The 25,861-nt window shown below is 60.0% G+C and carries 21 protein-coding genes, 1 tRNA gene, 2 rRNA genes and 1 pseudogene; 17 read left to right on the top strand and 8 right to left on the bottom strand.

Annotated features, from left to right (window positions below; genetic code table 11):
- The first annotated feature begins 40 nt into the window (after positions 1 to 40).
- The 3 genes from OVA00_RS38265 (at position 41) to OVA00_RS38255 (ending at position 3,358) form a co-directional block, all read left to right on the top strand.
- Positions 41 to 2,836: ribosomal RNA gene (locus tag OVA00_RS38265) — 23S ribosomal RNA — on the top strand.
- Positions 2,837 to 2,960: 124 nt separating this feature from the next.
- A 5S ribosomal RNA gene (rrf, locus tag OVA00_RS38260) occupies positions 2,961 to 3,075 on the top strand.
- A 206-nt stretch (positions 3,076 to 3,281) separates the two neighbouring features.
- Positions 3,282 to 3,358 (top strand) — tRNA-Met (locus OVA00_RS38255).
- Positions 3,359 to 3,430: 72 nt separating this feature from the next.
- On the opposite strand, the gene OVA00_RS38250 is transcribed toward OVA00_RS38255, so the two are convergent.
- The 6 genes from OVA00_RS38250 to OVA00_RS38225 form a co-directional block, all read right to left on the bottom strand.
- Complete coding sequence (locus OVA00_RS38250; protein WP_268090999.1) at positions 3,431 to 3,991, bottom strand: GNAT family N-acetyltransferase; 561 nt, start codon at positions 3,989 to 3,991, stop codon at positions 3,431 to 3,433.
- A 24-nt stretch (positions 3,992 to 4,015) separates the two neighbouring features.
- Positions 4,016 to 6,373: an Orn/Lys/Arg decarboxylase N-terminal domain-containing protein gene (locus OVA00_RS38245; RefSeq protein WP_268090998.1), complete on the bottom strand. Its 2,358-nt coding sequence runs from the start codon at positions 6,371 to 6,373 to the stop codon at positions 4,016 to 4,018.
- A 232-nt stretch (positions 6,374 to 6,605) separates the two neighbouring features.
- Positions 6,606 to 7,178, bottom strand: coding sequence for a DUF1349 domain-containing protein (locus OVA00_RS38240; protein WP_371590285.1), 573 nt, complete (start codon positions 7,176 to 7,178; stop codon positions 6,606 to 6,608).
- Between the two features lie 142 nt (positions 7,179 to 7,320).
- Complete coding sequence (locus tag OVA00_RS38235) at positions 7,321 to 7,527, bottom strand: BA14K family protein (RefSeq protein ID WP_060580821.1); 207 nt, start codon at positions 7,525 to 7,527, stop codon at positions 7,321 to 7,323.
- Between the two features lie 343 nt (positions 7,528 to 7,870).
- Positions 7,871 to 8,239, bottom strand: a complete 369-nt coding sequence (locus OVA00_RS38230; RefSeq protein ID WP_268090997.1) for a hypothetical protein — start codon at positions 8,237 to 8,239, stop codon at positions 7,871 to 7,873.
- Positions 8,209 to 8,856 (bottom strand): polysaccharide deacetylase family protein, encoded by a 648-nt coding sequence (locus OVA00_RS38225; protein WP_034799025.1) that lies wholly within the window; start codon positions 8,854 to 8,856, stop codon positions 8,209 to 8,211. The genes OVA00_RS38230 and OVA00_RS38225 overlap by 31 nt, the downstream gene beginning before the upstream one ends.
- 421 nt (positions 8,857 to 9,277) lie before the next feature.
- Here OVA00_RS38225 and dtd point away from each other — a divergent pair, with 421 nt between their 5' ends.
- Positions 9,278 to 9,721, top strand: coding sequence for a D-aminoacyl-tRNA deacylase (dtd, locus tag OVA00_RS38220; protein WP_034799023.1), 444 nt, complete (start codon positions 9,278 to 9,280; stop codon positions 9,719 to 9,721).
- Positions 9,722 to 9,804: 83 nt separating this feature from the next.
- On the opposite strand, the gene OVA00_RS38215 is transcribed toward dtd, so the two are convergent.
- Positions 9,805 to 10,776 carry a DMT family transporter gene (locus tag OVA00_RS38215; RefSeq protein ID WP_034799075.1) on the bottom strand — a complete coding sequence of 324 codons (972 nt, stop codon included), beginning with the start codon at positions 10,774 to 10,776 and terminating at the stop codon, positions 9,805 to 9,807.
- Positions 10,777 to 10,919: 143 nt separating this feature from the next.
- On the opposite strand from OVA00_RS38215, the gene OVA00_RS38210 reads away from it, so the two are divergent.
- Positions 10,920 to 11,837, top strand: a complete 918-nt coding sequence (locus OVA00_RS38210) for a LysR family transcriptional regulator (protein ID WP_268090996.1) — start codon at positions 10,920 to 10,922, stop codon at positions 11,835 to 11,837.
- A gap of 81 nt (positions 11,838 to 11,918) precedes the next feature.
- A complete protein-coding gene (locus OVA00_RS38205; protein ID WP_268090994.1) occupies positions 11,919 to 12,827 on the top strand; it encodes a LysR substrate-binding domain-containing protein in 909 nt (302 codons plus the stop codon).
- Here OVA00_RS38205 and OVA00_RS38200 read toward each other — a convergent pair.
- The gene (locus OVA00_RS38200; RefSeq protein WP_268090993.1) at positions 12,824 to 13,774 is read right to left on the bottom strand and encodes an alpha/beta fold hydrolase; all 951 of its coding nucleotides are present in this window, start codon (positions 13,772 to 13,774) and stop codon (positions 12,824 to 12,826) included. The genes OVA00_RS38205 and OVA00_RS38200 overlap by 4 nt on opposite strands.
- Before the next feature lie 289 nt (positions 13,775 to 14,063).
- On the opposite strand from OVA00_RS38200, the gene OVA00_RS38195 reads away from it, so the two are divergent.
- The 11 genes and pseudogenes from OVA00_RS38195 (at position 14,064) to OVA00_RS38145 (ending at position 25,857) form a co-directional block, all read left to right on the top strand.
- Positions 14,064 to 14,504: a VOC family protein gene (locus OVA00_RS38195; protein WP_268090992.1), complete on the top strand. Its 441-nt coding sequence runs from the start codon at positions 14,064 to 14,066 to the stop codon at positions 14,502 to 14,504.
- A gap of 134 nt (positions 14,505 to 14,638) precedes the next feature.
- Positions 14,639 to 15,949: an epoxide hydrolase family protein gene (locus OVA00_RS38190; protein WP_268090991.1), complete on the top strand. Its 1,311-nt coding sequence runs from the start codon at positions 14,639 to 14,641 to the stop codon at positions 15,947 to 15,949.
- Between the two features lie 490 nt (positions 15,950 to 16,439).
- Positions 16,440 to 16,769 (top strand): DUF6522 family protein, encoded by a 330-nt coding sequence (locus OVA00_RS38185; RefSeq protein WP_113293484.1) that lies wholly within the window; start codon positions 16,440 to 16,442, stop codon positions 16,767 to 16,769.
- A 167-nt stretch (positions 16,770 to 16,936) separates the two neighbouring features.
- Positions 16,937 to 17,644, top strand: coding sequence for an iron-sulfur cluster repair di-iron protein (gene ric / locus OVA00_RS38180; protein WP_060520879.1), 708 nt, complete (start codon positions 16,937 to 16,939; stop codon positions 17,642 to 17,644).
- 495 nt (positions 17,645 to 18,139) lie between these two features.
- Entirely contained in the window at positions 18,140 to 20,299 is a 2,160-nt protein-coding gene (locus OVA00_RS38175; RefSeq protein WP_112977106.1) for a NosR/NirI family protein, read from the top strand.
- Between the two features lie 35 nt (positions 20,300 to 20,334).
- Entirely contained in the window at positions 20,335 to 22,263 is a 1,929-nt protein-coding gene (gene nosZ, locus OVA00_RS38170; RefSeq protein ID WP_268090990.1) for a TAT-dependent nitrous-oxide reductase, read from the top strand.
- Positions 22,264 to 22,266: 3 nt separating this feature from the next.
- Complete coding sequence (locus OVA00_RS38165; protein WP_268090989.1) at positions 22,267 to 23,595, top strand: nitrous oxide reductase family maturation protein NosD; 1,329 nt, start codon at positions 22,267 to 22,269, stop codon at positions 23,593 to 23,595.
- Positions 23,519 to 24,061 (top strand): annotated as a pseudogene (locus OVA00_RS38160) (ABC transporter ATP-binding protein); the annotation flags it as partial. The gene OVA00_RS38165 and the pseudogene OVA00_RS38160, both read left to right, overlap by 77 nt.
- Before the next feature lie 73 nt (positions 24,062 to 24,134).
- Positions 24,135 to 24,461 carry a hypothetical protein gene (locus OVA00_RS38155; RefSeq protein WP_268091183.1) on the top strand — a complete coding sequence of 109 codons (327 nt, stop codon included), beginning with the start codon at positions 24,135 to 24,137 and terminating at the stop codon, positions 24,459 to 24,461.
- Positions 24,458 to 25,279, top strand: coding sequence for an ABC transporter permease (locus OVA00_RS38150; protein WP_029742712.1), 822 nt, complete (start codon positions 24,458 to 24,460; stop codon positions 25,277 to 25,279). Before OVA00_RS38155 ends, OVA00_RS38150 begins: the two co-directional genes overlap by 4 nt.
- The gene (locus OVA00_RS38145) at positions 25,276 to 25,857 is read left to right on the top strand and encodes a nitrous oxide reductase accessory protein NosL (RefSeq protein ID WP_029742711.1); all 582 of its coding nucleotides are present in this window, start codon (positions 25,276 to 25,278) and stop codon (positions 25,855 to 25,857) included. The genes OVA00_RS38150 and OVA00_RS38145 overlap by 4 nt, the downstream gene beginning before the upstream one ends.
- Positions 25,858 to 25,861: the final 4 nt, after the last annotated feature.

Below are 25,861 nucleotides of genomic sequence, written 5' to 3'. Positions count from 1 at the left end.
TTCGGGATGGCGGCTAAGGATGAGCATTGGCAATGAGAACGATCAAGTGTCAAAAGGGCATTTGGTGGATGCCTTGGCATGCACAGGCGATGAAGGACGTGATACGCTGCGATAAGCCGTGGGGAGCTGCGAATAAGCTTTGATCCATGGATCTCCGAATGGGGGAACCCACCTTAAATGCTTGGAAAATTTAAGTCGTGCGCAAGTACGGCTTAGGTTTCCAAGCATTGTTTAAAGGTATCTTATCCTGAATACATAGGGGTAAGAAGCGAACGCAGGGAACTGAAACATCTAAGTACCTGCAGGAAAGGACATCAACCGAGACTCCGCAAGTAGTGGCGAGCGAACGCGGACCAGGCCAGTGGCAATGAGGAATAAAGTGGAACGACATGGAAAGGTCGGCCGTAGAGGGTGATAGCCCCTTACACGTAGAACACTCATTGTCCTTGAGTAAGGCGGGACACGTGAAATCCTGTCTGAACATGGGGAGACCACTCTCCAAGCCTAAGTACTCGTGCATGACCGATAGCGAACAAGTACCGTGAGGGAAAGGTGAAAAGCACCCCGACAAGGGGAGTGAAATAGAACCTGAAACCGGATGCCTACAAACAGTTGGAGCCCGCAAGGGTGACAGCGTACCTTTTGTATAATGGGTCAACGACTTAGTGTGACGAGCAAGCTTAAGCCGATAGGTGAAGGCGCAGCGAAAGCGAGTCTGAACAGGGCGTTCAGTTCGTCGCATTAGACCCGAAACCGAGTGATCTAGCCATGAGCAGGTTGAAGGTTGGGTAACACCAACTGGAGGACCGAACCCGCATCTGTTGCAATAGATTGGGATGACTTGTGGTTAGGGGTGAAAGGCCAATCAAACTCGGAAATAGCTGGTTCTCCGCGAAAACTATTTAGGTAGTGCGTCGACCGAATACCCTCGGGGGTAGAGCACTGGATGGGCTATGGGGACTCACCGTCTTACTGATCCTAACCAAACTCCGAATACCGAGGAGTACTAGTCGGCAGACACACGGCGGGTGCTAACGTCCGTCGTGAAAAGGGCAACAACCCTGACCTCCAGCTAAGGTCCCCAAGTCATGGCTAAGTGGGAAAGGATGTGAGGATCCCAAAACAACCAGGATGTTGGCTTAGAAGCAGCCATCATTTAAAGAAAGCGTAACAGCTCACTGGTCTAAATAAGGGTCTTTGCGCCGAAAATGTAACGGGGCTAAAGCCATGCACCGAAGCTGAGGATACGTCGCAAGACGTGTGGTAGCGGAGCGTTCCGTAAGCCTGTGAAGGGATACCCGTGAGGGGTCCTGGAGGTATCGGAAGTGCGAATGTTGACATGAGTAACGATAAAGAGGGTGAGAGACCCTCTCGCCGAAAGACCAAGGGTTCCTGCTTAAAGTTAATCTGAGCAGGGTTAGCCGGCCCCTAAGACGAGGCGGACACGCGTAGTCGATGGGAACCACGTTAATATTCGTGGGCCTGGTGGTAGTGACGGATCGCTTAACTTGTTCACACTTATTGGATTGTGTGGGCGGGGACGCGGTTCCAGGAAATAGCTCCACCGTATAGACCGTACCCGAAACCGACACAGGTGGTCAGGTAGAGTATACCAAGGCGCTTGAGAGAACTATGCTGAAGGAACTCGGCAAATTGCACGCGTAACTTCGGAAGAAGCGTGACCCCAAGGGACGCAAGTCTGTTGGGGTGGCACAGACCAGGGGGTAGCGACTGTTTATCAAAAACACAGGGCTCTGCGAAGTCGCAAGACGACGTATAGGGTCTGACGCCTGCCCGGTGCTGGAAGGTTAAGAGGAGGGGTGCAAGCTCTGAATCGAAGCCCCAGTAAACGGCGGCCGTAACTAAAACGGTCCTAAGGTAGCGAAATTCCTTGTCGGGTAAGTTCCGACCTGCACGAATGGCGTAACGACTTCCCCGCTGTCTCCAGCATAGACTCAGTGAAATTGAATTCCCCGTGAAGATGCGGGGTTCCTGCGGTCAGACGGAAAGACCCCGTGCACCTTTACTATAGCTTTACACTGGCATTCGTGTCGGCATGTGTAGGATAGGTGGTAGGCTTTGAAGCAGGGACGCCAGTTCTTGTGGAGCCATCCTTGAAATACCACCCTTATCGTCATGGATGTCTAACCGCGGTCCGTTATCCGGATCCGGGACAGTGTATGGTGGGTAGTTTGACTGGGGCGGTCGCCTCCGAAAGAGTAACGGAGGCGCGCGATGGTGGGCTCAGACCGGTCGGAAATCGGTCGTCGAGTGCAATGGCATAAGCCCGCCTGACTGCGAGACTGACAAGTCGAGCAGAGACGAAAGTCGGTCATAGTGATCCGGTGGTCCCGCGTGGAAGGGCCATCGCTCAACGGATAAAAGGTACGCCGGGGATAACAGGCTGATGACCCCCAAGAGTCCATATCGACGGGGTTGTTTGGCACCTCGATGTCGGCTCATCGCATCCTGGGGCTGGAGCAGGTCCCAAGGGTTTGGCTGTTCGCCAATTAAAGCGGTACGTGAGCTGGGTTCAGAACGTCGTGAGACAGTTCGGTCCCTATCTGCCGTGGGTGTAGGAATATTGACAGGATCTGTCCCTAGTACGAGAGGACCGGGATGGACATATCTCTGGTGGACCTGTTGTCCTGCCAAGGGCATAGCAGGGTAGCTATATATGGAATGGATAACCGCTGAAGGCATCTAAGCGGGAAACCAACCTGAAAACGAGTATTCCCTTGAGAACCGTGGAAGACGACCACGTTGATAGGCTGGGTGTGGAAGTGCGGCAACGCATGAAGCTTACCAGTACTAATCGTTCGATTGGCTTGATCGTTCCCATTGCTCATGCTCATCATCCAGATGAGCGACGTGTTCAAAACAAAACGAGTTGGCTCGACCAACTCACCAGCTTCTCATCCGGTTTGCGTCCGCTAGACGCAAATCTTGCGCTTTGCCGACCTGGTGGTTCTGGCGGGGTGGCTGCACCCGTTCCCATTCCGAACACGGCCGTGAAACGCCCCAGCGCCGATGGTACTTCGTCTTAAGACGCGGGAGAGTAGGTCGCTGCCAGGTCTGCAAAGCGCAAGAAAATCCGGAAATCTTCTCGACACAAAACTCGGCCAAGCCGAAACGCAAGGGCCGCCACCAAGCGGCCTTTTTGCGTAGGTAAAATCGAAACACACAACGGGATTTTGCTTCGCAAAACCCGGACCGGAAAAAGCATAAACCGCCAAGCGGTTTACGCTACCGCGCCAAATCCCACAGGGATTTGCGCTGGACGCGGGGTGGAGCAGCCCGGTAGCTCGTCAGGCTCATAACCTGAAGGCCGCAGGTTCAAATCCTGCCCCCGCAACCAAATCAAAAAAAGCCCGCATGGAGAAATCCAGCGGGCTTTTTGACGTTTGAACGGCGCGCACAGGGGCGACCCTCATCGGGTGGAAAGGGGCGGCGGCGGTGGCGGCGTCGTCGAGCCCGGACCCAGAGAGCGCTGGACCATGACGCTATCGGCCCAGCGCCCGTAACGATAGGCGACACCCGGAAGCAGGCCGACGCGTACGAAGTTGAAGCGTTCGTGCAAAGTGAGGGAGGCGACATTATCGGCGTCGATGTAGCCGATCATCTGGCGAAAGCCGGCTGCGGCGCAGGCGTCGATCAGGCCCCGCATGAGCAGACGTCCGACGCCTTGACCGAGATGCTCGTGGTGAACATAGATCGAGTGCTTGACCGTGTAACGGTAGGCGGGGCGCTTGCGAAACAGCACGACATAGGCGTATCCGACCACCACGCCCTCCTTGACCGCGACGAGATGGGGCAAGCGGCGGCTTTTCAGGTTCTTCCGCCGCTCGCGAAGGTCGTCCGGCTGTGGTGCGTCGCCCTCTTCGACACCCTCTTCTATGCCGCGTCGGATGTGCCGGCGATAGATGGCCAGCATGGCATCAACGTCGCTCTCCCGCGACGGGCGAATGATGATTGTTTCATCCTGCCGCATGAGGGGTCACGAAACTCCAAAATTCTATTCAGCGACGACGTAGGTATGAAGTCGTATGCGGCCCGACGCGTCGGTTTGGCGGTAAAGGCCCTGGATCTCGACGTCGAAGCCGGGGAAAGTGTTGAAGCAGGTCTCGAACATCTTGAGATAGTCGATCATTGGCTGTGCGCGCTCGGTCAGTCGCTCGCCCGGCACGATTGTGGCGATCCCCGGCGGATAGACGACAAAAGGTGTCGTTGCGATCCGCCCGGCAATGGCGTCGATCGGCAGAAAGTCCACGTCGTTGCGCACAAGGCAGCGCGCCGCGTCGTGGGGTGAAAGGGCGATATCCGGCAGATGCTCTTCGGAAAACTGCTTGGCCTGCAGCGCGCTGACATTGGCGTCGCGGAAGAATCGATGCATCTCGCCGCACAGATCACGCAATCGCACCCCCGCGTAGCGGGCGGGGCGGCGGCGATAGAACTCCGGAATGACCTCTTCCAGAGGCGCGTTGTCGTCATGAAGCCGTTTGAATGCGACGAGGCCGCTGATCAGTGTGCCCGCTTTGCTTGCCTCGACGCCGGGCGTGAGCAGAAACAGCAGGGAGTTGAGATCGTTTTTCTCGGCGACGATCCGGTTCTCGCGCAAGTACTGCGCAACGATCGGGGCGGGAATGCCGTGCTCTGAATATGCGCCCGTTGCCCTGTCAAAACCTGGCGTGAGCAGCGTGAGCTTGTTGGGATCGGTCATCGCGAAGCCCGGCGCCATATCGGAAAAGCCGTGCCATGCAGCCCCCGGGGTGAGGTGCCAGAAGGCCGGATTGGTGGCGAGCTGATCGGTGGCGACGCTCTCCCATGGCACGTCGTGTACCGCTCCGGGTCTTGCCACATCCGGCATGGCCACGCGGTCCGGCACGAAGGGCTCGAAGAACCAGCGGCGCTCGGGCCGACGCTCCTTTTCCTCGAACTCCCTACGCACCGCCCGGATTTTCTTGCGAAGCTCGATGCCGAGCCGGATCGTATCGTCCCACAGCACTTCGCCGGAACGACCCTTCATCATCTGCGCGCCGACATCGAGGGATGCGAAGAGCGGATAAAAAGGCGACGTCGAAGCGTGCTGCATGAAACTCTCATTGAAGCGTCGGTGCTCGACCCGGCGCTTCTGGCCGGTAATGTGCCGATCCTTCATGTGGATCTGCGATGCCTGCGAAAAGCTCGCAAGCTGCTTGTGCGTGGATTGCGTGGCGATGATACCCGGTGCCTCGGGTCCGAGTTCGGCAAGGCCCATGGCAAAACGACCGGCATAGAGCGGGTGAAATTTCATGAAGCCCGCCCAGGCCTCGTCGAACAGGATGTAATCGCACAGATGGCCGATGGCTTTCAGGATCATCTCGGCATTGTGGATCGTGCCGTCATAGGTGCACTGTTCCACCACTGCCACCCGAAACGGGCGCGGTTTCTGCCAGGCATCCGGATCCTTGACCAGCGGGTGGGCGCGGATGCGTTCGCGCAGCGCCTCCTCATTGAGCGCGCCTAAATCCATGGGGCCAATGAGCCCATGGGCATTTCTGGCCGTCGGCACATAGACCGGGATGCCGCCGGAGATCATCAGCGCGCCGTGATGGGCCGCCTTGTGATTGTTACGGTCAAACAGCACCAGGTCGCCATCGGTGACCAGGGCGGAAAGCGCAACTTTGTTGGAAGTCGAGGTGCCGTTAAGGACGAAGTAGGTCTTCTCCGCGCCAAAAATCTTGGCGGCTTCCTTCTGGGCGGCGAGCGCCGGCCCTTCATGGGTCAGGAGATCGCCAAGATCGAGCACGGAATTGTCAAGATCATCGCGAAAGACCGCTTCGCCCAGATGCTCCATGAACACGCGGCCGACCGGGCTGCGGCTGTAGAACACGCCGCCGTTGTGTCCGGGGCAGGTCCAAAGCTGGTTGCCTTCCTCGGCGTAATCCACCAGCGCGCCAAAGAAAGGCGTCTTCATCGTCTCGGCATATTGCTTGAGGCGGCTGATGAGGTTTTTCGCGATGAAGGCAGGCGTCTCTTCGGATAGAAAGACATAGCCGTCGATGAAGTCGAGCACTTCGACCGGTACGTCCTCAAAGCGCTTGCGCCGGATGAGAAGGATGATCGGGAATTCGAGACCGCGTCGGCGCATCAGATTGATGAGGGAGGCGGTCTTGCCTTCCATGCCTTTCTTGCCCCAGTCAACCATCATGCAGCCGATGGCCGCGTCCGTCTGGACGGCGATTTCCGCGTCCTCAAGGCTCCGTGCGCGGACCACCTCGAAACCCGACCGCTCGATCTCCTCGACAATCTGCTTGTACCTGGCCCCCTCGAGATCCTCGTTGTCGAAGGCGGGTGTCGCGAACAAAAAGGTGAAGCGTCTGAAGTAATCCATCTGTGCCTCCGCCATTTACACGAAGCGAGTTGTTCGTGCGTTTCGTGACGATGTTGTGACGGCGGCTCTGCTTAGACGCGATCTGTGAGCCGCAGGAGGTTGCGGAACGCCCGATGCGCTCTTGAAGTTCCACTGCGGCAAGGCGCGCGCGAAGGAATACCGACGACGGGTCGGACGTCCCTTCAAAGCCCGATCAAGGCGAGCGGATCGCCGCTGCTAGCAGCAAGGGTTCCTATGAGGCATGCAAGTCGCGCGATATCGGAGCGCCCAGGCAAAATCGTTCGAACTGCGCGGTAAAGCCTTCGCGCTCAGGAGAGCAGGCCATGACACCGATCCGTGCGTCTTCACCGGAGAATGGACATAACCGCGCCATCTGCCACGGACCATCGCCAAGGTGAAACTGGACCCTGAGCGCTGCCTCGTGCCGCGTCAGCCGGATATGCACTTCGGCGTTCGGCTGCGCTTGCGCAAGCGGGATTACGGACCAGTCCGACGTTCCGTTCGTGACGACAACTGAGAAATGCATCAAGCCGTCGGTGAACTCTATGCCGGTCTTGAGCCAGTGTGTTTCGTCGATAATCAGCATCAGCCCGGCTTGATCGTAGAGCTCGCGATAATCACCGCGCACGACCACCGATGCGGTAAAATCTCCGCTCACCGCCTGCAGTCTGGCATGACCGGAATGGCGCCTGAAGCCATAGAAGGTTGTCTGCCAGAAGTCGGTATTCGCCTCCGTTTTGAGGGTTAGCACGCCATTTTCGACGTTCCAGTTTCGAGGCTCATTCAACCAGGTAAAATCCGTCAAAACTCCCTCCAGCCTTACGATCGGCACGCAGGACGCACCCACCATTGCAGCACATCTATGGCCGAAGCAGGCGTCCGTAAAGGTTTCTGCGCGAAAGGTCGCCACGCCTGTGTGGGCGACTTGTCGGCCGGAGGCGCAGCCTTCACCTGCATTCGTAGCGCCGGCCGTCACGCCCAATGAATGTTCCGCTGCGCGGGTCATAGGAGCGGTAGCGCGCAAGGCACCGCGCATCGCGATCGTTGCGCCGATAAGCTTCCGCCTCGCGCTTCCGCTCGGCTTCCTGTGCCGCACCGATAATGATGGCACCGAGGGCCAAACCGATCGCGCCGGCGGCCAAGCCAGCCTTCATATCCTTCTTGTCCTGTTTTTCCTGGCGCTCGCGCCACCGATCGCGCCGCGCCTCCTCACAACGCCACCGGTCTCTTCCGTGAAGGTCCCGACAATGGCGCCAACCTCCATCGTAATCGTCAGCAAGGACGGTTGGAGCTGCAGGCGCAGTCGCGCCCAAAGCTGCGGTCAGCGCGAGAACCTTACCGAAGACCGACGCACGCATGGGACATACTCCTTCAAATATCGAATCGACTGTTCAGGAGTCTTGCGGCCACGCGTTGCGAGAACATTGCGGCGAAGCACAGGGTTATGCCGTCGCGGCCAAGCGATTGCTGGAGCTCGATCTTGGCCACGGATGCGGATCAGAGCGGCGCGTCGGGACCGGAGTATTGGCTCACCCATGCCGGAGGCTCTTCCTCCTTGCTTCCATCCACCTTGAGGTCCCGCTCCCTTGCCCAGCGATACCCCCACATTGGTCCGAACTTGGTGGCAAATCGAGGCGGCTGCCTGTACGCCGGGTGGGCTTGCGTCTCCTCCAGGGAGACGAAGCGGTAGCCCGTACTTCTGAAGAGCCCGAGTATTCGATCGATGGTGGCCGCATTGATGCGATTGGCATGAAGCAGGAGAATGCCGGGCGGTTCGCACCCGAGGACCTTGCGGTTCAGATCCGCATAATACGCAATCTCGACGCGGCTATAGTCTATGTAAGCGTCTTCGATCCTGCGGGCCATCGCCGTATCGGATCGCGCCAATGCCCGTTCATAGCAGCATCAAACACATAATCCGACGTATCGATGGTGGATGCCGCGAGATGATAACCGCGTTCGCCAAGTACCCGTTCGAACGCCTCGCGACGTTGATCCGTGTCTCCGAGGTGATTGTAGGGAAACCGGAAGAACCGAAGGGTTCGGCCGGCCTTTTCCACCATCGGCCGAATGGTCGCCTCTCCGTCAATCACTTCGCGACGAAACGCATCGACGTCCAAGGTATTGCTATCGGGGTGGTTCGCACTGTGATTGCCAAGCTCGAATTGGCCAGTGTTCCACGGCTGCAACAGTGCCTGACCGATCTCACCCAGCGCCTGCACACGCCGATCGACGACAAACCCGATAGCGGGAACGTTACGAACGGCGAGACCGGCCAGGATGGCTTCGTTCGTGGCCCTCGCGACCGCAGCGAGTTCCTGCCCTCCCGCATCGCCTGCGCGGGCATAAGGGAGATCGTCGAACGTGATGGCAACCGTTCTGTCGTGCGGAGAAGGGCAAACGGGTTCGATCGCCTGCGACCGGGCCGGATCTGCCGGCGTCAGCAGCAGCACGAGACCCGCCATCACCAGCCTCGTGCGCATTCCATTTCCTCGCTTGGTTTCTCTTTCTGCGCGCGGAGTGCCGTTTTGCGTCGTGTCGCTGTCACAAATGCTCAAGGCCGTTTCGCTCCCTGTTTGAAGTGCGCGGCTTCATGCGCCGACCTTCGCCAATCTTCCATTGATTGGCGAGATCACAGCGCCCGGATTGCCTCAACATTGCGTACGATCCGACAAGCCCAACACGGTCGCGATCAAACGCGGTAGCTCGCCGTCGTCCACGGCCATTCCACCGCGTGAAAATGCTACCCCCTTCAGGCACGGTAGCGAGCGCCGGCCAGGTCTGCCCATCGTTCGACCAGGTCTGACGACGTCGTCCAGACGGTTGCTGTCGGGTCGCATAGAGCTTGATTGCGATCGCCTCGGAGTGGATAAACGCCGGCAAGCCATAGGGAGATTCCTTGCCATGAGAGCACTTGTCCAGCGCGTTTCATCTGCGCGTGTCACGGTAGACGGCGCGGTCACGGGAGAAATCGCCAGCGGCCTGTTGGTGCTCGTGTGTGCGATGAAGGGCGACACCGAGAAGGAAAGCGAATGGCTGGCGCGCAAGATCGTCAACCTGCGCATCTTCAGGGACGATCAGGATCGCATGAACCGTTCCCTGGTCGACGTGGGCGGCTCAGCGCTCGTCGTCAGCCAGTTTACCCTGGCCGCAGAGACGAAAGGCAACCGGCCGGGCTTTTCTACTGCCGCGCCGCCGCAGGAGGGTAAACGCCTCTATGAGCATTTCTCTGCACAAGTCTCGACCCTTGGCGTTGCTGTTGCGAATGGCGTCTTCGGCGCGGACATGCGGGTGGAACTGGCCAATGACGGTCCTGTAACGATCTGGTTAGATACGGCGGCCGGTTGATCGGTTTTGCGCGAGGACGCGCATCAAAGAAAAGCGGCCGACCGAGGTCTCCATGACCAGGGGGGTAGCCCATCGCGCGAGCGTCAGGATGGCTGCGCGATGGCCTCGTTCATTTGGGCCTGCTGACCGTAGAACACGCGAATGGCAAGAACGACACCAGCGATGAGCACCGCGACGCCGGCTGCCTCCATCATCGTCGGCCAACGTGCATGGACAACAAGTCCGCCAATTACGCCGAAGGCCGTTTCCGACACGATCAGCTGTGCCGCGAGCGCAACAGGAAGCGTCCTCGACGCGACATTCCAAGCCCATACCCCGCACACGGTCGCCATCAGTGCCAGCGACGTTCCCCATAGATAGAGGGAGTCGGCGGCTTCCCAACCGAAACCGAGCTTCGGAAGCTGGAAAAGGTCCATCGCCGCACCGACCGGGTAGAAAACCAGCATCTGGAGACCACCGCCGATCAGGATCAATGCGGACCATATGCCCGAAGGCATCGCCGGGCGGATTGCGAGCGCTGCCTGATTGGCGATCGCGAACCATACCCATAGACCGACCGCGGCCAGAGCAAGCGGAATACCAATCCAGAGCGAGCGAACGGAACCGAGACTATCTGCGGTGAACGCCGTGCCGTTGACCAGCACGAGACCGATCGCGACCAGTGCAAGCGGTGTCATCAAGAAGCGCCATGGCAGTGACGCCTGACCCCGGTTTCCAATGACGGCAAGCACAATCGGAACCAGGCCAAGGAAGGCAGGCGCAATGACCGGGCCGGCGTAGATTGCCGCTCCCGTTACCGTCAGGAAGTAGCCGACATAGCCGATGAAGGCCAATCCCGTGGCAGCCATGGCGTTTTGGAACGTCAGGTGGCGCAATGCCGTCTCGCGTTCTGAAAACAGAATGAAGACCCCAACCGTCGCCGAGACCACATGCCGGATAAGAGCAAAGTCGAACGTGGAGAAGTCGCCGATTATGAACGGCACGACGAAATTGAGGGAGAAGGCAAAGGCTGCAAAGAGCGCGGCAAACACGCCGACCGAAAACTGCCTGTTCATCATGAGCATAGCCTCAGAGTTTTGATCGAGCTTTGCCGATTTTTCGTTGCCAAGCTCCGTTTCCACGATCCTTAAAGGGATAATCCTTCCCTTCGCGCGCTTCGACGCATAAGTTCGCAAGAGGGTTTTCGAAAAACAGAAACATGAACTGGAACGATGTCCGCTACTTCCTTGCAGTGACACGCCAGGGCGGCCTCACCGGCGCTGCGCGTGAAGTGAAAGCGAGCGCTTCGACGGTGGCGCGACGGATAGAGACCCTGGAATACGCACTGAAGACGCGCCTGTTCGAGCGCCGGCCGGACGGCTACAAGCTCACTGACGCAGGGCGGGCGATGGTCGAGAAAGCAACGGCGATTGAAACCGCCATGCGCGAACTGGAAGGCAGCTTTTGCGGCCAGGACGGTCGCGTCTCGGGGGCGGTTAGGATTATCACCGTCGACACGCTCGCACATCACCTGCTGATGCCAAACCTGCCTGCTTTGCAGGAAGCCTATCCCGATCTTTCGTTGGGCGTTTCGGTCAACGCCACGTCCTTCGCCCAGATTCCACAGCGAGAGACGGATATCGGTCTTCGCCTCTGCCGCCCTGAACAGGGCAACTATGTGGTGCGTCGGATCGGAACGATTGCGTTCGGTCTCTACGCTTCGAAAGCCTATCTTGAGAGCCACCCCGTCCGGGAAAATAAACTGCCGATCACCGGCCATAGGCTGATTACCTGGGGCGATCCCCTGTCGTTCCTTGTCGTGCCCAAGACCCTGCGCTCGTGGGTCGAAAGCGGCATCGCCAACCTGACGGTCGATACGATGCAGGCGCAGGTGCTCGCGATGAAGGCGGGCAACGGCCTCGGCGTATTGCCGTGTATCCTTGCCGACACGGAGGACGAGCTTGTCCGGGTCAAACCCGACCTTTGCAGGCAGGAGGAAGCCATTTGGCTTGTCGTTCATGAAGGGGTTCGCGACACCAAACGTATTCGTGTTGTTGGCGATTTCCTCGAGACGATCGTGAAGCAAGGGCAGCGCGCACTTTCCGGTCGGTTTTCGGAACAATTGCAAGTGAAGTGACGCATGAGTGTCTTGTCTTTTGGCAGGGCGAAAGGGGCGTCACGGCGCGAAACAATCAGCGGTCACGTTGGCGGGGGTATCATGGATCGCCTCGAAGCAATGAAAATGCTGCTCGCAGTCGTTGATGCCGGCAGCATCTCCGCAGGAAGCAGGAAATTGAATGCTCCGCTGCCAAGTGTCAGTCGCAAGGTTGCCGAACTGGAACGGTACCTGGGGGCGAGCCTCATCGTGCGCACCAGCCGCAACCTTCAACTCACCGATGCGGGCCGGGAATATGTCGAGGCGGCCCGAAAGATCATGGGCGATCTGGAGGAGGCGGAGCGGCGAGCCTCGGGCGAATACCAGACACCGCGCGGCACGCTGACGATCACCATGCCGGTCGAGTTCGGCGCCCGCTACATCATGCCGATCGCCCTTGGTTATATGGAGACACACCCGGAGGTATCGTTGAACCTCCTTTCGCTCGACAGAACGGTCCATCTTGTCGAAGAGCAGGTCGATATCGCCATTCGTCTCGGCGGCCTCGCGGACAGTTCGCTCTATGCGGTCAAGGCTGGAGAGTTTCGCCTGCTGACCTGCGCCAGCCCGGCATATCTTGAGCGCCGGGGTGTGCCGACGCATCCGGGCGATCTTGAAGGCCATGACGGAATACTCTTCAACAAGCGGACGTTCTTCTGGACGTTCGATGTCGACGGCCGCCCGATGGAGGCCGTTCCCCGCAATCGTCTTGAGGTGAATACCGCGGCCAATTGCGTGGCCGCGGCGGTCGGCGGAGCCGGCATCGCCCGCTTGTTCGATTACCAGATCCCGGACGAGTTGGCGTCAGGCGCCCTCGTGCCGGTTCTGGAGGGTTTCGACGGCACGTCGAGACCGATCCACATCGTCTATTCCGGTCAGGGCATGCTCACGTTGAAGGTGCGCTCCTTCATTGACTGGGCCCTGCCTCGCCTTCGCACTGTCTTCGGGCGGAGTGAGGCCTTAAAGGCCTAGTCGGCGAAGGCTCGGCGAACTTCGTCGACTGTTCGTGCCGGATCCTGAAGGTGGGGGAAGTGGCCAATACCCTTTAGAACGGCGAATTTCGAACCGGTTCGATTGGCGAACTCCTTGCCCATCTCCGGTTTGATGTAGACGTCCTTTTCGCCCCAGATCACCTTGATCGGGGTCTTGAGCCTAGACAGATTGGCCTCTAGATAATCTTCATCCCGCGTGAAGTGGGCGTAATAGAATGCGAAGGCGTCGGCTGTCGTCACACCGTCGCGCATCCAGGATTCCTTCATGTCCGATTGCACCTCGGACGGCAAGTCGAACTGGTTTTCCGGTGCAAGGCCGCGCCGATGTACGTTCTCCAAGATCTCGTCGCTTGTCTTGTTCATATAGGCGCGCGTTGGTGTTGCCGTCGGTTCGGCCTTCAGATTTTGAAGGCTCTCGTACATCCAATGCGGCCTGTTGAACGGCGCAAAGTCGCCGACGATGATCTTCTTCGCGACCGCCGGTTCTTCCAGTGCAAGAAGCAGAGCGGGAAGGCTGCCGATGTCCGAGGCGTAGATCACCAAATTCGATCGGTCGATGCCCGATCTGTCGATATAGGCTTTGAGAACCTTGGCGTAGTCTCTTGGTGAATAGGAGAACCGCTCCGGGGAAGGACGCGACGACTGGCCATAGCCAGGCCAATCGAACGCATGCACTTCGTACTGTGCGCCCATAGTTTCCGTGATCTTCGTCCAGACGCCCAGCGTCTCGGGAAAGCCGTGCAGGAAGAGAACCGTGCCGTTCGGATTGCCCTGACGGGAAACCATTCGTCGGAGCGTTATGTTCTCGTCGATCGTGATGAAGTCGATTTTCAGGGCCGTTGCGGAGCCGATTGGGCCCGCGTGTCCTGGTGCGGTCGATGCCATGATCGCAGAAGCTGTTGCGACGACGGTCTTGAGCGATGCCATGTCTTTAAGTCCTTCCGGTCTCTGAATGGTGATTGTGACCAGAGCATCGGGCATCGAGCAGTCCGTCGGCAGATGCAGTTTTTGAGAGCCACCCTCTTGAACTCGGGCAAATTCGCTCTCGAGTGGACGCCAGTGCATTCAAGCGAGAGGATGGCTCTCAGATTTGCTCAGTACCGGGCAGCAGGTGCGATCCGTAGATTCCCGTCATTCATCGATCGCCGGGTTTAGCGACGATCCCGAACGAGGCAGCGAGACGAGACCGTCACTCGCGACGAAAGGACTGAGGAAAATGAACGACATCACGGCGTCCCCGCACAAGGAGATCGCGGAAAAGACAAGAGCGCTCGCCGGCCACTCTACCGTCGGCACGAACGACCTCGATGCCGCAGCGGCTTATTATGACAAGCTCCTTGCCGTCTTCGGCATCGGCCGCGTGCTCGTCCAGCCCGGACGCGCTGTCTATTACGGCCACCGTACCCTCGAATTCGGTGTGACGAAGCCCTTTAACGGAGAGACAGCGGTTGCCGGCAATGGCACCATGGTCGCCTTTGAAGCGCGCTCTCGAGCCCAGGTCGATCAGGCTCATGCCACGGCACTGGACGCAGGAGGTTCCGACGAGGGTGCTCCCGGCCCGAGAGGCCCGGACGGCGGTGACCCCTATTGTGCCTATTTCCGAGATCCCGAAGGCAACAAGTTTCTCGTCTACCGCAAAGGCCCCGACGAGGTTTGATGATCAATGGAGTGCGGGGGCCGTCGCGCGGAGCGAGCCCCCCGCTCGACCTGTTTCCGCGCATCTTTTGAACAAGAGCTCTGCGCGGATCTCTCCAATGCGCCTTCTGGATTAGCGGGCAGGAGTTTTTTGAAATGAACCTGGAAAACAAGGCTGGTGACGGGCCGTTCACGCGACGCTCGTTTCTGTTTCGGGGCGCTGCGATCGGTGTAGCCGCCGCGGTGCTGCCCAGAACCGGCATCGCAGCCGTGAACACGACGGCGACGGGCGATGCCATCCAACCATTCAACGTCGACATTCCTGAAAATGCCCTCATTGACCTCAGAAGGCGCCTGGTCGCAACCCGTTGGCCGGACAGCGCGACCGTCGCGGATCGGTCCCAGGGCGTCCAGCAGCGAAAGCTTCGTGAACTCGCGCAGTATTGGCAGTCCTCCTATGATTGGCGCCGGGCAGAGCGCAAGCTGAACGCGTTTCCCCAATTCCTGACGAAGATCGACGGGCTCGACATCCATTTCATCCACGTACGCTCCCGCCATGAGAACGCTCTTCCGCTGATTATGACCCACGGGTGGCCGGGTTCGATCTTTGAACTGCTTGACGTCATTGATCCGCTGACGGATCCGACTGCACATGGCGGCAAGGCCGAAGACGCCTTCCATCTCGTCATCCCTTCAATACCAGGCTTCGGCTTTTCGCAAAAACCAGACACGACCGGTTGGGAGGCGCAACGGATCGCCCGTGCCTGGGACGCCCTCATGAAGCGACTCGGCTATAACAGCTATGTCTCGCAAGGCGGTGATTGGGGCGCAATCATCAGCGATGCCCTGGCGCGTCAGGCGCCAGCCGGACTGCTTGGCATCCACGTCAACAGGGTGGAGCGTTCGACGACGCTTCCAGCGGACGCTGCCAAGGCGTTGAAGAACGGCGGGCCGGCTCCCGAGACCATGTCTGCCGATGAAAAGAAGGTTTTCGACGAGGCTCGCGACTTCCTGAACAACGGTTTTGGCTACGCCTCGATCCTCAGTACGCGCCCGGAAACGATCGGCTACGGCCTTGCCGATTCACCGGTGGGGCTTGCAGCCTGGCTCTTGGACAAGATCGCCGACTGGGTGTTCACGCGTGGCGATGCGGAACAGGCGCTCGGCAAGGACGCCATCCTCGACAATATCACCTTGTATTGGCTGACCAACACGGGCCCCTCGAGCGGACGTATCTATTGGGAGAACGTCAAGGCAGGCGCGAAGCTCACGCCAGCCAGGGTTCCTGTGGCCGTCACCGTCTTTCCGGGCGAGGTCTATCGGCCACCGAAGCCATGGCTGTCAAAGGCTTATCCAAAGCTCGTCTACTACAACCGCGCCTTAAAGGGTGGGCACTTCGCCGCCTGGGAGGAACCCGAAATCTTCGTCGAGGAGATCAGAGCAGGCTTCAAGTCTATGCGCTCTTAGACGATGGATCGCCATCCCAAGAGGCCAAGCAAGCTCCGCGCGGATTGCCGCGCGGTCAGCAAGGGAGCCGGTCTCAGCCGGCATCGGTATCGGCTTTGCGGCAGAATACTTAAGTCGAGTAGTCAGTAGCCGACGTGCTTGATCCGATGCGATACCGGGATGTCGATGATGGCGAGGAATTTGACGACCGCGTCGAAAGCTTGCGTTAGCGCAACGAGGCCTGACGCCAAACATCTAGCAAGGAGCAGCCGGGTTTCGCGGATCGAGCACATTGGAGGGCTCAAATCATGGTCGAGATGGAACAGAGGGATCTAACGTTATGCGATTGCACGATTGAGGTTGCTGAACTGTTTGCCAGCATCCCGGCTGCTGGCATTGACGACGGCTTTTTGCTCGATCTTCTTAGCGTTCGCCTTGAGGCATCACGGGACCGTCTGACGCGGCCTCATCCGCGCGCGAGGGACGACACGTCATCCGAAAGAAAAGCTCTATGCTGACACTGACAAACCGACGAGTTTTGCGCGTCGAGCGCGACGCCAGTGGCGATTTCTCCGTGCCGGCGGCGACCATGTCGTCGGCGCTGCGTCTGCCCCCGACTGAGCTCAGAAATCGCGTCGGCCGGGGAGAAGTCAAGAGCCAGGTTGAGATCGGTCAAGGGGAGCACCTGGGCACATTCCGGTTGACGCTTCGGTGCGGCGGGCGTCTCTGGAATGCAACCGTATCTTCCGATGGTACGGTGATCGATGAAGTCTTCACGTTCGATCGCGAGCGCTTGGCGAACTGGCGCCGTCGCCACGGCACCAGCGGCAAGGGCCCTTAGCGGTCATTCAGATCTTCAACGATTGCGATCCTTCCGGAATAAAGTTGCGTTTCGACAAAGAACGATCGGAAGAACTGCCCCAGCTTCTCCCTTGAACAACGATCATGGATCGCCCCGCTTTGAAATCGATTGCGGATCATGACCTTTTAGGCGCCAAGGAGAGCACATTGACCGAATACACATTGGACACAGCCGTCGGAGTGATTGCGTGCGAGCTTCCCGGTGCCGCGGAACTCTTCAGACAGCACGGTATCGGATTTTGCTGTGGTGGCGATGTACCGCTTGCGCAAGCGGCCGCGGATGCCGGCATAGAGGCCGCTGATCTGCTCGATCGGCTTCAGGCGTTGGAGCTTGCCGCAAGACGCGAGGCTCCGGATGCTACAGGCGAGCTTATCGCTCATATTCTGGAGCGTTATCACCAGACCCACCGCACCGATCTGGAATGGTTGATCCCGCTTGCCCAAAAGGTGGAGCACGTCCACGGTGCTCATCGCTCCGCGCCACTTGGTCTTGCCGACGCGCTGGCCGAGCTCAAGGACCACCTTCTTCCCCACATGGCGCGGGAAGAGCTTGCGCTCTTTCCGATGATGCGCCATGAGCCCGATCCGGACATCCGACATCTGATTGCCGGAATGCGGGACGATCATGCATGCGAGAGCCGGAGCCTCGCCGTGATCGAGCATTTGACGCATGGTTTTACGCTTCCGGACGGGGCCTGCAGGTCCTGGACGGCGCTCTATGTCGGAGTTCAAAAATTCTGCGACGATCTCGTTACACATATGCATCTGGAAAACAGCGTTCTGTTTCCGCGGTTCGCTGGCATTGATGCATTTGAGGGTTCCGCTCTCTCGCCAGCAGCGCGTTCCGCGGGGTGAGGCCCTGACAGGTCTTTCCGGCATCGCTTTGCCCAACGGGAGGAGGCGGAGCTTCACACATCTCTTTGCACGCAACCCTACCCGGCGCTTAGCGCCGGGCACACTTTCACTGTTTTGAGCTGGCGCCGACGTGCCCCCACGAGGCACCGCGGCGATCAATTTGCTCTTCGCGAGCCGAGCTCACAGGGCGGAACTTGTTCGCACGCCGCGCAGTAGTTGTGGGTGGCGGGCTGCCTGCCGTCCCCTGGCAGATATTGCAGGGAGGGCAGGCCATGGGCCGGGCGATCCGACTTCAAAGGTATTGTTCTTGCGCCGGTCAGCCGCCAGCTTGACGCGAAGTCCTTTCCCCAGCTCCATCTGAGTATCAAATCGTGCACGACATGCGACAATCAAGGATTGCAATCAACGAAGCTGTCTTTGTTTGAGCTAGATCAAAGAATGTCCCGCGCCAAAGTTTCAATGCTCCGGCAACGATTTGCGGGAAAACACCCTGGAATGAAACTCTTCCGTCTTGTCCTTCTTCTCTGCCTCAGCCTGTGGGGCGCTGTATCCGCCAGCGCAGCATCGGTGCTTCAGGAGTTTTTGCCGACCACCACAGCCTCCGATCTTGTGCCAGGAGCGGACGGTTTTGGCGCTGTGCGTGATGATGTGGCGGCGGCCCCGGTGCTGAAGGGCGGTCAGACGGTGGCGTGGGTTTTCGTGACCTCGGATTTCGTCGGAACGACCGGCTATTCCGGCAAACCCATCCATACGCTCGTGGCGGTGGACAAGGATGCGAAGATCGTCGGCGTCCGGCTGGTGAAACATTCGGAACCCATCGTCCTCATCGGCATTCCCGACGCCAAGGTGAAGGCGCTTGTTGCCGGCTACGCAGGCCTTGATCTCGTCGCCGAGGCGAAATCCGGCGGTACGACCCACGAGGTAGATATCATCTCGGGCGCGACGGTGACCGTCATGGTCATCGACGATTCGATCGTCCGGTCCGGGCTAAAGGTTGCGCGCGCGCTCGGGCTTGGCGGATTGACACCGGAAGCGGACAATGCCGGCCCGCGCTTCGAAATCGATCCCGCGGCTACCGCGCCGGCCGACTGGGTCGAGGCAGAAGGTGACGGCACGCTGCGCCGCCTGTCGCTCGACGTTGCGCAGGTCAATGCTGCTTTCGCCGCCCATCCCGATGAGCGCGCCCGCGAGCGCGCGATTGCGCAAGCGCCGGAAACGACATTCATCGAGATGCAGGCGGCACTGGTCTCGGTCCCTTCCATCGGCAAGGCCTTTCTCGGGGCAGCCGAAGAGAAAAACCTTCAGGCTTGGCTTGGCGAAGGCGAACACGCGATCGCCGTGGTCGGACGCGGGCTCTATTCCTTCAAGGGATCAGGCTATGTGCGCGGCGGCATCTTTGATCGCATCGTGCTGATCCAGGACGATGTTTCCGTTCGCTTTCGTGATCGCGACCACCGTCGCCTGGGCGCAATCTCGCTTGCCGGTGCGCCGGAATACAACGAGATGGACCTGTTCCGCATTAAAGCAGGCCTCGGCTTCGACCCGACAAAACCTTTCCGCATACAGCTCCTGGCCCAACGTGAGGTTGGACCGGTCGAAAAAGTCTTTCATACCTTCGATCTGGGTTACCAGCTTCCGCAGAAGTATCTGCGTGCTGTCGTGCCACCACCGGTGAAGGACGTTGCAGCCGTTGCTGATCGTGACGAGGGGACTGCACAGTCCGACCTGTGGAAACGCATCTGGGACGACTCGAAGCTGAAGATTGTCGTGCTCGGCGCCATGTTGGTCGTGCTGACGGGCGTGTTCTTCTTCCAGACCTATGCGGTCAGGAACGCGCGAGCGTTCTACATCTTTCGCATCATCTTCCTGACAGTAACGCTGGTCTTTCTTGGCTGGTATGCCAACGCGCAGCTTTCTGTCGTCAATCTGATGGCGCTCTTCGGCAGTCTCGTCAACGGGTTCAGCTGGCAGGCTTTCCTGCTCGATCCGCTCACCTTCATCCTGTGGTTTGCCGTTGCCGCGGCACTCCTGTTCTGGGGACGAGGAGCCTATTGCGGCTGGCTCTGCCCCTTCGGCGCACTGCAGGAGCTGACCAACCAGATCGCACGCAAGCTGCGTATCCCGCAATGGACATTGCCATGGGGCCTGCACGAGCGGCTCTGGCCGATCAAATACATGATCTTCCTCGGCCTTTTCGGGGTCTCTCTGATGAGCGTCGAGCAGGCAGAGCATCTGGCCGAGATCGAGCCATTCAAGACAGCGATCATCCTGAAGTTCATCCGCGCCTGGCCGTTCGTGGCCTATGCCACAGCACTTCTCGTCGCCGGGCTCTTCGTCGAGAGGTTCTATTGCCGCTACCTCTGCCCGCTCGGTGCGGCGCTCGCGATCCCTGCGCGCATACGCATGTTCGACTGGCTCAAGCGCTACCATGAATGCGGCAACCCCTGCCAGACCTGCGCCCACCAATGTCCGGTGCAGGCGATCCACCGGACCGGCGAGATCAATCCGAACGAGTGCATCAACTGCCTGCACTGCCAGGTGCTCTACCAGTCCGAAACCGTCTGCCCCGTCGTGATCAAGAAGATGAAGTCGCGGGCGAAGCTTGCGGCAAGCCCGGGCGGCGTGCCGACCCATCAACCCGCAGCCAAAGTTTAATCGAAGCCAAGGTTCAAGCAAAAAGGAACCAGATCATGGAATCAAAGGAACACAAGGGACTAAGCCGGCGAGCACTTTTCAGCGCGACTGCAGGCAGCGCCATTCTGGCGGGCACTGTAGGGCCGGCCGCACTCAGCCTCGGCGCTGCAGGATTGGCGACACCGGCCCGTGCGGCCGCGGGTGCCGACGGCTCGGTCGCACCGGGCAAGCTCGACGATTACTACGGCTTCTGGTCCTCCGGTCAGACCGGCGAGATGCGCATTCTCGGCATTCCCTCGATGCGCGAACTGATGCGCGTGCCGGTGTTCAACCGTTGCTCGGCCACCGGTTGGGGGCAGACCAATGAATCGATCCGGATCCATCAGCGCACGATGACGGAAAAGACGAAGAAGCAGCTTGCCGCCAACGGCAAGAAAATCCACGACAACGGCGACCTGCATCACGTCCATATGTCCTTCACCGACGGTAAGTATGACGGTCGCTACCTGTTCATGAACGACAAGGCCAATACGCGCGTGGCGCGCGTGCGCTGCGACGTGATGAAGACCGACGCCATCCTGGAGATCCCCAACGCCAAGGGCATCCACGGCATGCGTCCGCAGAAATGGCCGCGTTCAAACTATGTGTTCTGCAACGGCGAGGACGAGGCCCCGCTCGTCAACGACGGCTCGACGATGACGGACGTGGCGACCTACGTGAACATCTTCACCGCCGTCGATGCCGACAAGTGGGAAGTGGCGTGGCAGGTGAAGGTCTCGGGCAACCTCGACAATTGCGATGCCGACTACGAGGGCAAGTGGGCGTTCTCCACCAGCTACAACTCCGAAATGGGCATGACGCTGGAGGAGATGACCAAGTCCGAGATGGACCATATCGTCGTCTTCAACATCGCCGAAATCGAGAAGGCCATTAAGGCCGGCCAATATGAGGAGATCAACGGCGTCAAGGTGGTGGACGGGCGCAAGGAGGCAAAGTCGCTCTTCACGCGCTACATCCCGATCGCCAACAACCCGCACGGCTGCAACATGGCGCCGGACAGGAAGCATCTGTGCGTTGCCGGCAAGCTTTCGCCAACCGTCACCGTGCTGGACGTGACGAAGTTCGATGCCCTGTTCTACGACAATGCCGAGCCGCGCAGCGCGGTTGTTGCGGAGCCGGAACTGGGCCTTGGCCCATTGCACACCGCCTTCGACGGGCGCGGCAACGCCTATACCTCGCTGTTCCTCGACAGCCAGGTGGTAAAGTGGAACATCGATGAGGCCATCCGCGCCTACGCCGGTGAGAAGATCAACCCGATCAAGGACAAGCTCGACGTTCAGTATCAACCCGGCCACTTGAAGACGGTGATGGGTGAAACGCTCGATGCCGCCAACGACTGGCTCGTTTGCCTGTGCAAATTCTCCAAGGACCGGTTCCTGAATGTCGGCCCGCTGAAGCCGGAAAACGATCAGTTGATCGACATTTCCGGTGACAAGATGGTGCTGGTCCATGACGGCCCGACCTTCGCCGAGCCGCATGACGCCATCGCCGTCTCCCCCTCGATCCTGCCGAACATCCGCTCGGTCTGGGATCGCAAGGATCCGCTGTGGGCCGAAACCCGCAAGCAGGCCGAGGCCGATGAGGTCGACATCGACGAATGGACCGAGGCCGTGATCCGCGACGGCAACAAGGTTCGCGTCTACATGACCTCGGTCGCACCCAGCTTCAGCCAGCCGAGCTTTACGGTGAAGGAGGGCGACGAAGTCACGGTCATCGTCACCAATCTCGATGAAATCGATGACCTTACCCATGGCTTCACCATGGGCAATCACGGCGTGGCGATGGAGGTCGGCCCGCAACAGACGAGCTCCGTTACCTTCGTTGCGGCCAATCCTGGCGTCTACTGGTACTATTGCCAATGGTTCTGCCATGCCCTGCACATGGAAATGCGCGGCCGCATGTTCGTGGAACCGAAGGGCGCCTGATCGATGCGGCTGTCCGTTCTCCTGATCGGCTTTCTTCTCGCCTCTCCGCTCTTAGCGGCGGAGCGCGCAGTCGTGCCGGGTGCGGGCAGTCTTGCCGCAGCCATCGCCGGGGCTCAACCCGGCGATGTGCTGGTGTTGACCGACGGGGCCTATGACGGCCCCGTCTCCATCGATCGGCCACTGACCATCACCGGTCCGCGCGGAGCGGTGGTGAATGGGCTTAAGCAGGGTAGCGTGGTGACGATTGCCGCGTCGGACGTCACCTTGACGGGGTTCACCGTCACCGGTTCGGGTCGCATCAACCAGGATCTCGACGCCGGGGTCAAAATCGTTCAAGGCGCCGATCGCGCCCGTGTCGAAAAGCTGCTCGTCACCGACAACATGCACGGCATCGACGTCCATGGCGGCCGCGACACGATTGTCTCCGGAAACGAGATCATCGGCACGCGCAGCGCCCGCATGAACGAGCGCGGTAACGGCATCTATGTCTGGAACAGCCCCGGTACGCTGCTTCAAGACAATATTATCCGCTACGGTCGCGACGGCATCTTTTCGAACGCCAGCGCCGACAGCATCTATCGCCGCAACATTATGCGCGACCTGCGCTTTGCCGTGCACTTCATGTACACCCGCAACACCGAGGTTTCCGACAACATCTCGATCGGAAACCATCTGGGCTTTGCGATCATGTTCTCCAACCGCGCGAAGATCCTGAACAATCTCAGCCTCGGCGACCGCGAGCATGGGCTGATGCTGAACTATGCCAACAATGCCGACGTGTCAGGCAATCTGGTGAGCGGGGGCACGAAGAAATGCCTGTTCATCTACAACGCCCACAAGAACCTGGTCTGGGGAAATCGCTTCGAGAGCTGCGGCATTGGCATACATTTCACCGCCGGTTCGGAAAAGAATGTGCTGACAGGCAACGCCTTCATCGCCAACCGCGAGCAGGTCAAATACGTCGGCACCCGCAATATGGAATGGAGCCATGAAGGCCGGGGCAATTTCTGGTCCGATCATCCGGCCTTCGACCTCAACGGCGACGGTATTGCCGACAGTTTCTACCGCCCCAACGACCTGATGGACCAGATCCTCTGGTCGCAGCCCGCGGCAAGCCTGCTCACCGGCTCGCCGGCCGTGCAGATCGTTCGCTGGAGCCAGCGGGATTTTCCCGCCACGCTGCCTGGAGGCGTGCGCGACAGCGCGCCGCTGATGCGCCCCCTGACCATCCCTGTCCCGCTCGAAATCCTTGCCTATGAGGCCGAGGCCGCAGGGCGCTGGACTGAAGGAAATTACGATGACACCGACGTTGACAATCTCCAGGCTCACTAAGCGCTTCCAATCGGTGGAAGCGCTCAAGTCCGTTTCCCTTGCGCTGGAGCCGGGACGGCGCGCGGCACTGCTCGGCCATAACGGTGCCGGCAAGTCGACGATGATGAAGATCGTGCTTGGCCTCATCCCCTTCGACAGCGGCGAGGTTTCTGTTTGCGGCTCGGCGCCCGGTTCGCCCGCCGCGCGGACCCAGGTGGCGTATCTGCCGGAAAATGTCGCCTTTCACCCGGCTTTGACGGGAGAAGAACAGCTTCGCCACTATCTCGCACTGCGTGGCGAAAACCCGAAGCAGGCCACAGAGCTTCTTGCGAGGGTCGGACTTGGCCACGCGGCGCGGCGTCGGATCGGTACCTATTCCAAGGGCATGCGCCAGCGGGTGGGTCTGGCCCAGACGCTGATCGGCCGCCCCCGTCTCCTGGTGCTGGACGAACCGACCTCTGGCCTGGACCCGGTGTCGCGACGGGACTTCTATGACCTGCTCGACGGGTTGGCCGCAGAAGGAACCGCCATCCTGCTCTCCTCCCACGTGTTGATCCGAGGTGGAGGCCCGCACCGACAGCATCCTCATCCTTTCCGGTGGGGAACTGGTGGCAGAAGGTACGCTTGCCGATCTTCGGACCCGCGCGGCACTTCCGGTCGCCTTTTCCGTTCGCCCCGCACCTGGTCATGCGTCGGCGCTGGCAGCGACCTTTCCCGAGGGTGTGGAAGGGGAGGACGGTCTCTTGCGCCTTCGCGGTTCGCAGTCGGAAAAACTGCCGCTCCTTGCCCGCATTGCGGCGCTTGGGAGCGCCATTGCCGATCTCGATGTCATCCCGCCCAGCCTCGAGGACATCTACAGCCACTTCAGCCGGAGGGACGGGCAATGAGCCGCATCCTTGCCACCGCCGTCAGCGAATTCCGTATCGCTTTGCGCAATCGTTGGGTCTCTATCGCCACCGGCATGATGGTGCTGTTCGCCCTGGTGCTGGCCGCCGCCGGCTCTGCCCCGACGGGCGATGTCGGCGTCGACCGGCTCTCCGTAACGGTCGCCTCGCTCACTTCGCTTGCGGTCTATCTGGTTCCGCTTTTGGCATTGCTGATGAGTTTCGATGCGGTGGCTGGCGAAGTGGAACGCGGCACGCTGCCACTGCTTCTCACCTATCCCGTCTCGCGCCTGCAGATTCTGCTCGGCAAACTTCTGGCGCATCTCGCAATCCTCGGTCTTGCCGTGACGCTTGGCTACGGCGCGGCGGCGCTCGCAGCCGTCTGGTTCGATCCTGGAGCAACCGCGGGGCTTGGCGCCCTATGGCGGCTGATCTGGTCCTCTGTGCTGCTGGGTGCGACCTTTCTTGGCACCGGCTATGCGCTTTCGGCTTTGGCGCGACGGCCGTCGGGGGCGGCGGGCTTGGCCATCGCGCTCTGGCTGGTGGCGGTGGTGCTCTACGACCTCGCCCTGTTGGCGTTAATCGTGACGGATGGAGGCGGTGCCTTCACCACACACGCATTGCCCGTTGCGCTGCTTGCCAACCCTGCCGACGCCTTTCGCGTCTTTAACCTCTCGGCCGCACAAGCCGTTTCTGCCGCAGGCGGACTGGGTGGCGCCGCCGGCACGATCCCGCTCTGGCAATCGGCAGCCTCCCTTCTCGCCTGGCCACTCGCCGCCATAGCCCTTGCCGCCGCAGCCTTCCGAAAGGTGACCCCATGAGGACCCGACTTCGCTTCGTGCTCGTCGCGGCCGCTCTGGCGCTGCTCTCCGCCTGCAAGGAGGACGTCGCCCAAAGCATCGTGCCGCAGGACATGACGCCCGAGACCCTCGGTCATTACTGCCAGATGAACCTTCTGGAGCACCCCGGCCCGAAGGCCCAGATCTTTCTGGAAGGAAGCCCCGCGCCGCTCTTCTTCAGTCAGGTGCGCGATGCGATCGCCTATGCGCGTGGGCCGGAGCAGATTGCGCCGATCCTCGTCATCTATGTCAATGACATGGGGGCTGCGGGGGCAACGTGGGACCAGCCCGGTGACGGCAACTGGATCGCCGCCGACAAGGCGTTCTACGTGGTCGGCTCTGCCCGGCGAGGCGGCATGGGTGCGCCCGAAGCCGTGCCGTTTTCAAGCCGCGACGAGGCTGCGGCCTTCGTTCTTGCCGAGGGCGGCCAGGTGCTTGCGCTCGCCGATATTACCGATGCCATGGTTTTGACGCCGGTGGAGACCGGCTCGGAACCGCGAGCGGACGACGAAGACTATCTCGGCCGTCTGCGCGCATTGCCCCATCCAGCCGGAGGTTGACCCC

Origin of the sequence: Ensifer sp. SL37 (assembly GCF_026672675.1) — a bacterium.
In the GTDB taxonomy this organism is placed as follows: Bacteria; Pseudomonadota; Alphaproteobacteria; order Rhizobiales; family Rhizobiaceae; genus Ensifer; species Ensifer adhaerens.
The sequence above is the reverse complement of the archived record's forward strand: the minus strand, read 5'-3'. Positions and strand labels throughout refer to the sequence as shown.